This window comes from Amycolatopsis sp. NPDC052450 (genome assembly GCF_044547565.1).
Classification (GTDB): Bacteria; Actinomycetota; Actinomycetes; order Mycobacteriales; family Pseudonocardiaceae; genus Amycolatopsis.
Map to the genome: position 1 here is coordinate 1 of NZ_JBIUAQ010000003.1, position 6,985 is coordinate 6,985.

The 6,985-nt window shown below is 69.4% G+C and carries 7 protein-coding genes; 4 read left to right on the top strand and 3 right to left on the bottom strand.

Features of this window, described 5'->3' with window-relative positions; genetic code table 11:
* Positions 1-297: 297 nt before the first annotated feature.
* Positions 298-1,203, bottom strand: coding sequence for an oxidoreductase (locus tag ACIHAO_RS07365; protein WP_396555405.1), 906 nt, complete (start codon positions 1,201-1,203; stop codon positions 298-300).
* Between the two features lie 95 nt (positions 1,204-1,298).
* Here ACIHAO_RS07365 and ACIHAO_RS07370 point away from each other — a divergent pair, with 95 nt between their 5' ends.
* The gene (locus ACIHAO_RS07370) at positions 1,299-1,976 is read left to right on the top strand and encodes a DNA-binding response regulator (protein ID WP_396555407.1); all 678 of its coding nucleotides are present in this window, start codon (positions 1,299-1,301) and stop codon (positions 1,974-1,976) included.
* Here the strand turns inward: ACIHAO_RS07370 and ACIHAO_RS07375 are convergent.
* Complete coding sequence (locus ACIHAO_RS07375; protein WP_396555409.1) at positions 1,973-2,863, bottom strand: ADP-ribosylglycohydrolase family protein; 891 nt, start codon at positions 2,861-2,863, stop codon at positions 1,973-1,975. The genes ACIHAO_RS07370 and ACIHAO_RS07375 overlap by 4 nt on opposite strands.
* A gap of 348 nt (positions 2,864-3,211) precedes the next feature.
* On the opposite strand from ACIHAO_RS07375, the gene ACIHAO_RS07380 reads away from it, so the two are divergent.
* The 3 genes from ACIHAO_RS07380 to ACIHAO_RS07390 all read left to right on the top strand — a co-directional run bounded on the left by ACIHAO_RS07380 (position 3,212) and on the right by ACIHAO_RS07390 (position 5,254).
* The gene (locus ACIHAO_RS07380) at positions 3,212-3,526 is read left to right on the top strand and encodes a hypothetical protein (RefSeq protein WP_125796180.1); all 315 of its coding nucleotides are present in this window, start codon (positions 3,212-3,214) and stop codon (positions 3,524-3,526) included.
* A 33-nt stretch (positions 3,527-3,559) separates the two neighbouring features.
* Positions 3,560-4,768, top strand: a complete 1,209-nt coding sequence (locus ACIHAO_RS07385; protein WP_396555412.1) for a peptidoglycan-binding protein — start codon at positions 3,560-3,562, stop codon at positions 4,766-4,768.
* A gap of 105 nt (positions 4,769-4,873) precedes the next feature.
* Complete coding sequence (locus ACIHAO_RS07390) at positions 4,874-5,254, top strand: hypothetical protein (protein ID WP_396555414.1); 381 nt, start codon at positions 4,874-4,876, stop codon at positions 5,252-5,254.
* 77 nt (positions 5,255-5,331) lie between these two features.
* Here ACIHAO_RS07390 and ACIHAO_RS07395 read toward each other — a convergent pair whose 3' ends face one another.
* Entirely contained in the window at positions 5,332-6,336 is a 1,005-nt protein-coding gene (locus ACIHAO_RS07395; RefSeq protein ID WP_396555416.1) for a glycosyltransferase, read from the bottom strand.
* Positions 6,337-6,985: the final 649 nt, after the last annotated feature.

Sequence of the window (6,985 nt, forward strand, 5' to 3'; positions counted from 1 at the left end):
CCCGGCTATATAACCTTGTGCCTGTCGGCCCAGTCTAGACAGTTTTCTTACATCAAAGGGGCCCTTCACGACATCCCCGCGACCGCGAAAAACTCACGCGAGCGCCTGACGGGAGTCCTTCAGGTACCTGGGGAAGGTGTGAAGGCCCCTTTCCTCGGCTGCGCCGAGGAAAGGGGCCTTCACGCGCTATCGCTGTGCTGCTGAGGCTCACGGTGGCGTTCTTGCCCGCCCCAGCCTCGGCCCGGGCCGAGCTCAGCCCTTCACAGACCTGCACTCACACCCACCTGGACCGACCGCTCACCCTCGCCTGCCGCGGCCGACCGTGTCGAGCAGCGCCAGTTCGTGGTCGTCCAGCCGGATGCCGCCCGCCGCGACGTTCTCCTCCAGATGCCGGGGATCGCCGGTGCCCGGGATGGCGAGGACGTGCTCGCCGCGGTGCAGGGTCCAGGCGAGCCGGATCTGCGCCGGCGTGGCGTCGTGTGCCGCCGCGACCTTCGCGATCTCGGCCTCACCCGGAACGGCGCCGGGTGCGGGAGCGCCGGGAACCGACGTCGTGACGGCGAAGAAGGGCACGAACGCGATGCCGTGCTCCGCGCACAGGTCGACCAGGGCGTCGTCCTCGCGGTCGGCCAGTCCGTAGCGGTTCTGCACGCAGACGACCGGTGCGATCGTCCTCGCTTCGGTCAGCTGGTCCGCCACGATGTTGGAGATGCCGAGATGACGGATCAGCCCCGCCTCGCGCAGGTCGGCCAGCGCGCCGAAGTGTTCGGCCACCGACCCGGGCTCCTTGCCCATTCCGGAGCCCCAGCGCAGGTTGACGACGTCGAGGTGGTCGAGACCGAGCTGCCGGATGTTCTCCTCGACCTGGCCGCGGAGCTGATCCGGCCGCGCGAACGAGAACTCGCCGTCGCGGGAGCGGCCCGCACCGACCTTCGTGGTGATCACGAGGCCTTCGGGATACGGCTGGAGCGCGGTGCTGATCAACTCGTTCGCCGAGCGCTGGGCGGTGAAGTAGAACGAAGCGGTGTCGATGTGGTCGACACCGAGTTCGATCGCGCGGCGCAGCACGGTGATCGCGTCCTCGCGACTCTTGGGCTTCTCGTCCCACGGCATCCCGGTCAACCGCATCGCGCCGAGGCCGACACGGTGCACGGTGAGATCGCCGAGCCGCCAGGTGCCCGCGTTTTCGTGAAGGTTCGTCATACCCCTCAGCGTCGCGACGGGCCCGCCGGCAGTCAGGAAATGGCAACAACCTGCCGGCTGGTCGCGGGCCGCGCGGTTGGGGCAGTATCGATGCCATGCGGACGGGTGACGGCCTCACGAGGGCGGGCGATTCGGTCACGGTCGTGCGCGGCGAAGAGGAGCTGTTCCGCCGGGTCGGGCACCTGTTCTCGACCGTGACCGACCTGGCGTGCGCCGCCAACGACCTCGCGACCTGGGTGGCCGATCGCCGGTCGGACGAGCTCACCGCGGCCGCCGAGCGCCGGTCCGGCGAGGTGCGGATCCGCAAGATCTACCGGGCCGGTCTGCTGCTCGACTCGGCGTCCGCGCGGGAGCTGGCGCGGGTCAGCGAGCGGTTCGGCGCGCGGATCCGCGTCTCCACCGACGACGTCAACGAGACGATCATCCTGGACGGCAGGGTCGTGATCCTGGCCGGTGACCTCACCGCCGGGCAGCGCGGCTACAGCGTCATCACGCAGCCCGAAACCGTGCAGGGCGTGATTTCGCTGTTCGAAACGGCCTGGCGATCGGCGACGGATCTCGCCGTCTACGACGCGCAGGTCGCCGAGATCCGGCGGCTCGCGCCCGCGGTGCTGGACCTGCTCGGCAGCGGCGTCAAGGACGAAGCCGCCGCCCGGACCCTCGGTCTGGGCGTGCGGACCTACCGGCGCCGGGTGGCGGAGCTGATGTCCGCGCTGGGTGCCGAATCCCGCTTCCAGGCGGGCGTCCGGGCACGCGAGCTCGGCCTGGTTTAGGACTCCGCGCCCGCCCATTCCGGAAGCGGTTCGCAAGCGGCCCGCCAGGACGACGGCAGACCCTCGACGCCGACGCGCGCGGCGACGATGCCCCCGACGATGGCGCAGGTGGTGTCGACGTCGCCACCGGCGCTTGCGGTCGCCCAGAAGGCCTGCTCGTAGTCGTCGAGGTGGCGGGCCGCGGCCCACAGGGTGAACGGCACCGTGTCGTGGGCGCCGGTGTGGCTGCCGTTGCCCAGTTCGTGGGCGGCGGTCGCGGGCGAGGGCACGTGCGCCAGCTCCCTGGCGGCCAGGACGCCGTCGCGCACCCGGCCGGGCGGTAGCCGTCGCAGGACCTGGTCGAGGAAATCCGCCGGTGACGGCGGGGTGGGTGCGGCGGCCAGCGAGGCGGCGACCGCGACCGCGATCGCGCCGGCCACCCCGTCGGGATGGGTGTGGGTCACCTCGGCCGAAAGCGCCGCCTGACGTCCGGCCTCGTCGGGATCGCCGGCGAACCAGGCACCGAGCGGCGCGACCCGCATGGCCGCTCCGTTGCCCCACGAACCCTGTCCGTCGAACAGGTCGGTGGCCAGCTCACGCCACGAGCCACCCTCGCGGACGAGCCGGAGCAAACGGTTCATGGACGGCCCGTAGCCGCGGTCGAAATCGTGGTGTGCCGCGAAGCTCGCGGCCAAGCGGTCTTGGTCGACGTGGCCCGCCTGCTGAAGCACGGCGAAAACGGAACACGCCATTTCGGCGTCGTCGGTCCATTGCCAGGGGCCTGGCGGCAGTTGCCGCCGGTGCCAGGCGTCGCGGTTGCCGGGGACGAAGAACTGGGAACCCAGCGCGTCGCCGAGGGCAAGTCCAGACAGGGAATTCAGGGCGCGAGTGCGCCGATCGGTGGTCATCGCGGCCCATCTTGGCAAAGGCCCCCGTATCCGGGAAACGAGTTGTTCCGGTGACCCGGCCGGGTGGAACGCGGTCGCGGAACGTAGCCGGACCCGGCTCGCCGTCCCGTGATCCGCGGGGGCCGAGAGGGTAAGATCTTCCCGCCGAGGGCGTCGTCGGCACGCGGTGGACCGGGTGCGGAAATCTTCCGGGAACCACCGCGCGGGCGGATGCGTCGATGTACACGAACGGCGTCAACGCGTTTCGGGAAACGACGCGCACGGGTGGGTGTGAACTCATAAGGTGCGCGGTAGAGCAGTGTGGGTCAGGCAAGCACGCGCGCAGGCGCCGGACTGGAGGGATCATCCATGACTCGCCGATTCGATCCAGAGCAGATCGCCGCGCTGGCCAAGAAGGTCGGCGGGCTCAAGGACGGTTACAGCGGCACGGGCAAGGACCTTGGCGACGGCGATCCCGGAGGCGCGTTCGGCGACCTGAAGAACGCGGCCAGCACGGGGACCACGATGAAGGGGTTCCACCGCGGCGTGAACGCCGAACTGGCGGCCGCCGCGAAGCTGGTCGACGCGGCGTCGAACGCGTTGGCCAACGCCGCCCAGCGGATGCGGAACGACGAAGCCGCGGGTGTCGACACCCTCCGCGGCGGCGCCCGCGAGCGGGATTGATCGGACTGAGACGGGAAGCAGGGGGATTTACCGATGACCACCGCGGAGCGGAATCCGAGCACGCTCGACGACCCGTCGCATGACCGCCCGAAGTCGTTGGACGCCATCGACAAGCACGCCCAGCAGGCGCAGAAGCTGAATTCGAGCGCGGTCAACGACCAGGCGAGGAAGGTCGGCGGGGCGGCCACGAAGGCGAACGACCTCGGAGACGACCTCAAGGTCTTCCGCGACGACGTCCTGCGCAACTGGGAGGGCAAGGACGCCGACGCCGTCGCCGAGCACCTCGAAAAGCTCGGCAAGGCCAGCTACAAGGTCAGCGACAAGGCCGAGGCGGCCAAGAACATCCTCCAGCGGGTCTCCGAGATCCTGGACGAGGTCAAGAAGAAGGTCGCACAGCTCGCCCAGGAAGCCAATGACAAGGACTCGGACAACCGCAAGCTGATCGACGCGGCCCGCCGCCGGAAGAACAGCTCGAAAGACGACAACGACATCGCCGCCGCCGCGACGGACATCGAGCGCCTCCGGAAGCTCAACGAAAAAGACTCGAACGGCAAGAAGGACGAGATCGAGAAAGCGCTGGACGACGCCGAGAAGCAGATCGACGACCTCCTCAAGCCGCTCGGCCTCGAGATCGAAGGCGGTTTCATCGAGCTGATCCCCGCCGACGACGGCCAGACCACGGCGTCGAGCGTCAACGCGAAGCCGGTCAACTCCAACGTGGGTAGTGCGCCCAGCTACGGCGGGGGAGACGGCGGCGGTGGTGGTGGCGGAGGCGGCGGTGGCGGTGTCGCCGGAGTGCAGGGCGACGGCAGGCCCGCCAAGCCGATCGACGCGCGGGGCGACAACCCGGCGAAGATCGCCGAGCAGTTCCTCGGCCGCAACGCCGGTGACCTCAAGGGCAGTGGTGAACTGCCGGCCATGCAGTCGTGGGTGCCCAACAACGTCAACTGCGCGAACTTCGTTTCCGGCTGTCTCGAGGCGGCGGGCCTGATCGACAAGGGGCAGGCCAGTGCCTCGGTCGCCGGTCTGTCGGCCAACCTCGAGGCCGACGGCTGGAAGTCGGTGCCGCTCTCCGAAGCGAAACCGGGCGACGTGGTGATCTCGAACAACGGCGGGCACGTCGTGCTGTACGCGGGCGATGGCCAGTTCATCGGCTCGAACAACGTCAACCCCGACGGTTCGCAGAAGATCAGCATGGGCGGCGGTGGCGGCCTCGTGAAGATCCTCACCCCGCCGACCTGATCCGAACCAACGCCAGAGCTTCACCGGGCAAGCTGATGCGGCCGCGTCGCTGTCCCGCCAGTGGGAGGTAGCTTGATGTACACCCCGTCCGCACGACCCTTTCCGGTGTCGTTGAATCCCGGCGACCCGGTCCGGGAAGCGGTACTCGAGGCCGCCACCGCCCGGCTCGACCAGGAGTTCGGCGATCGGGTCCGGGTGGCCGTGGAACAGCTCGACCGGCTCGGCCCCTGGGTGTTCCTGCAGGGGACGATGCGCGGCACCGAAGCCGGTCGTCCGTACTACGCCGGCACCGTCTACGAGAACAAGCGGGACGACGGCGTCATGTCCGACGTCTACGTCGCCCTGCTCAAGAAGAAAAGCGAAACGAACGTGGACGACGACCCGCGGTCTTGGCGGGTGGCCAACTGCGCCATCGGCCCGACCGACGTCGCCTGGCTGACCTGGCCGGACGAGCACGAAGTACCGCAGGAGCTCTTCGGCTTCTGAGGCGCCGTGAGCGTTAGGCGTCCATCTGGACACGCGTGTCGTCCGTCCAATCACGTGTGATCGCCGGTTCGGGACCTTTACGCGACTCGGGCCCACTGCGGCAGGTCGCGGGCGACCTCGCCGGGGGAGGGCATCCGGGCGATTTCCGCGGCGATCGCCCTGGCCGCGTCGCGGCGGCCGGTGTTTCCGTGGTGCGGCAGGAGACTCCGGGTGTGTTCGGTGATCGCTTCCGCGCCGAGTTCGCCGGGCTGGAGGCTCAGCGCGGCGCCCGCGGCCACCAGGGCTTCGGCGTTGGCGAACTGGTCGGCTCCCTGGGGGAGGATCAGCTGCGGGACGCCGGCGGCGAGCGCGCCGAGGGTCGTGCCGCTGCCGCCGTGGTGCACGACCGCGTCGACGTGCGGCAACAGTTCCGCTTGCGCTGTCCACGCCCGCACCGTGACGTTGTCCGGCACGGTGCCGAGTTCTTCCGGGCGGACCCGTCCGGTGGCGACCACGATCTGCCCGCCGAGCGGGGCCAGCCCCTCGATGGCCGTGGTGAGTGTTTCCGGCGTGCCGAAAGCGGTGCCGAGCGTCAGGTAGATCAGCGGCCGCGTGGTCCTTTCGACGCGGGGTGCCGGCTCGGAATAGGGCACGGGACGTAGTTCGACGCGTTCGGCCGTCGCGAGGAAATCCTTGTCCTGCAAGGACGGCGGACAGATGTCGAGATGTGGCCGGTCGGGCGCGCCGCCGGACCGCGTTGGCTGCTGGAGCCCGATTCCCTCGGGGATCATGCGGCCGAACCCGTGCCAGAGGCCGGGGATCCCGGCACGCTCGGCGGCGATCGCCGCTCCCGGCACTCCCCATTCGTGCACGACGAGATCGGGCCGTAGCCGGGCCAGTTCCGGTTCGAGGTCCTCGGCGTAGATCTCGTAGAACGCGTCCGCCGGGCGAAAGGGCCGGAGCCCGTTCCTGAGCAGCGGCGGATGGACGTGCTCGCCCGCGGCGAAATGCACTTCGTGTCCGGCGTCCCTGGCGGCGATGGCGAGCGGGATCAGCGGATAGGTATGGCCGGCCGACGCGAGGCCGGCGAAGAGTACTCGCATGCGGATCAGTTCCGTTCGATAGTCCTGAACTCAGATGATGTGAACATCTGAGTTCAACTTATCGCATGTCGGAGTGCGAAAACAGGCGGCCGGTGGATCCCCGGCCGCCTGTCCTCGATCCCCTGGTCAGGGGCGGTAGAGCTCCTTGACCGTGGTGATCCGGTCTTCGCCGTCCAGCCGGCATCACCGCTGGAAGACTCGACGGCGCCGGCGGCCGCACCCTGCCCCCGCCGTCCGGCAGCTGTCCGGCGGCCACGTTCCGTACCGGGGAACCATTCCCCGCGACATCGTTCCCGCCGCACGCGGAAAGAAACGCGGTGGCGGCGATCGCTCCGCCCGCGATGGCCGTTTTGATCGTCTTCTTCGCCGCGAATTCCCTTTCGGCGCCCCTCTCACGTCATCGTTCGAAGCTTTGTCCGGAAGGCGTGAGAATCGGAATGGCGTTGCTTCATGGAGTCATCGCGCCGCATAGTTGCCCGAAGGTTCGCTTCGTCCTGTCCGTGCGGGCAGGGTCACGCCCGGCGTCGCAACCTTCGCGGCGGTGTCGTGGTGGGGGGGCCGGGGGGGGTGGGGGGGCCGGGGGGCCCCACGCCCCAACCGGCGGGGGCCGGGGGGGGTTGTGGTGCTAATATAAAGCGTTATAATTTAT

Coding starts and splice junctions, on each gene's coding strand:
- ACIHAO_RS07365 (WP_396555405.1), bottom strand. CDS start 1,203: ATGACGAACCTTCACGAAAACGCGGGCACCTGGCGGCTCGGCGATCTC.
- ACIHAO_RS07370 (WP_396555407.1), top strand. CDS start 1,299: ATGCGGACGGGTGACGGCCTCACGAGGGCGGGCGATTCGGTCACGGTC.
- ACIHAO_RS07375 (WP_396555409.1), bottom strand. CDS start 2,863: ATGACCACCGATCGGCGCACTCGCGCCCTGAATTCCCTGTCTGGACTT.
- ACIHAO_RS07380 (WP_125796180.1), top strand. CDS start 3,212: ATGACTCGCCGATTCGATCCAGAGCAGATCGCCGCGCTGGCCAAGAAG.
- ACIHAO_RS07385 (WP_396555412.1), top strand. CDS start 3,560: ATGACCACCGCGGAGCGGAATCCGAGCACGCTCGACGACCCGTCGCAT.
- ACIHAO_RS07395 (WP_396555416.1), bottom strand. CDS start 6,336: ATGCGAGTACTCTTCGCCGGCCTCGCGTCGGCCGGCCATACCTATCCG.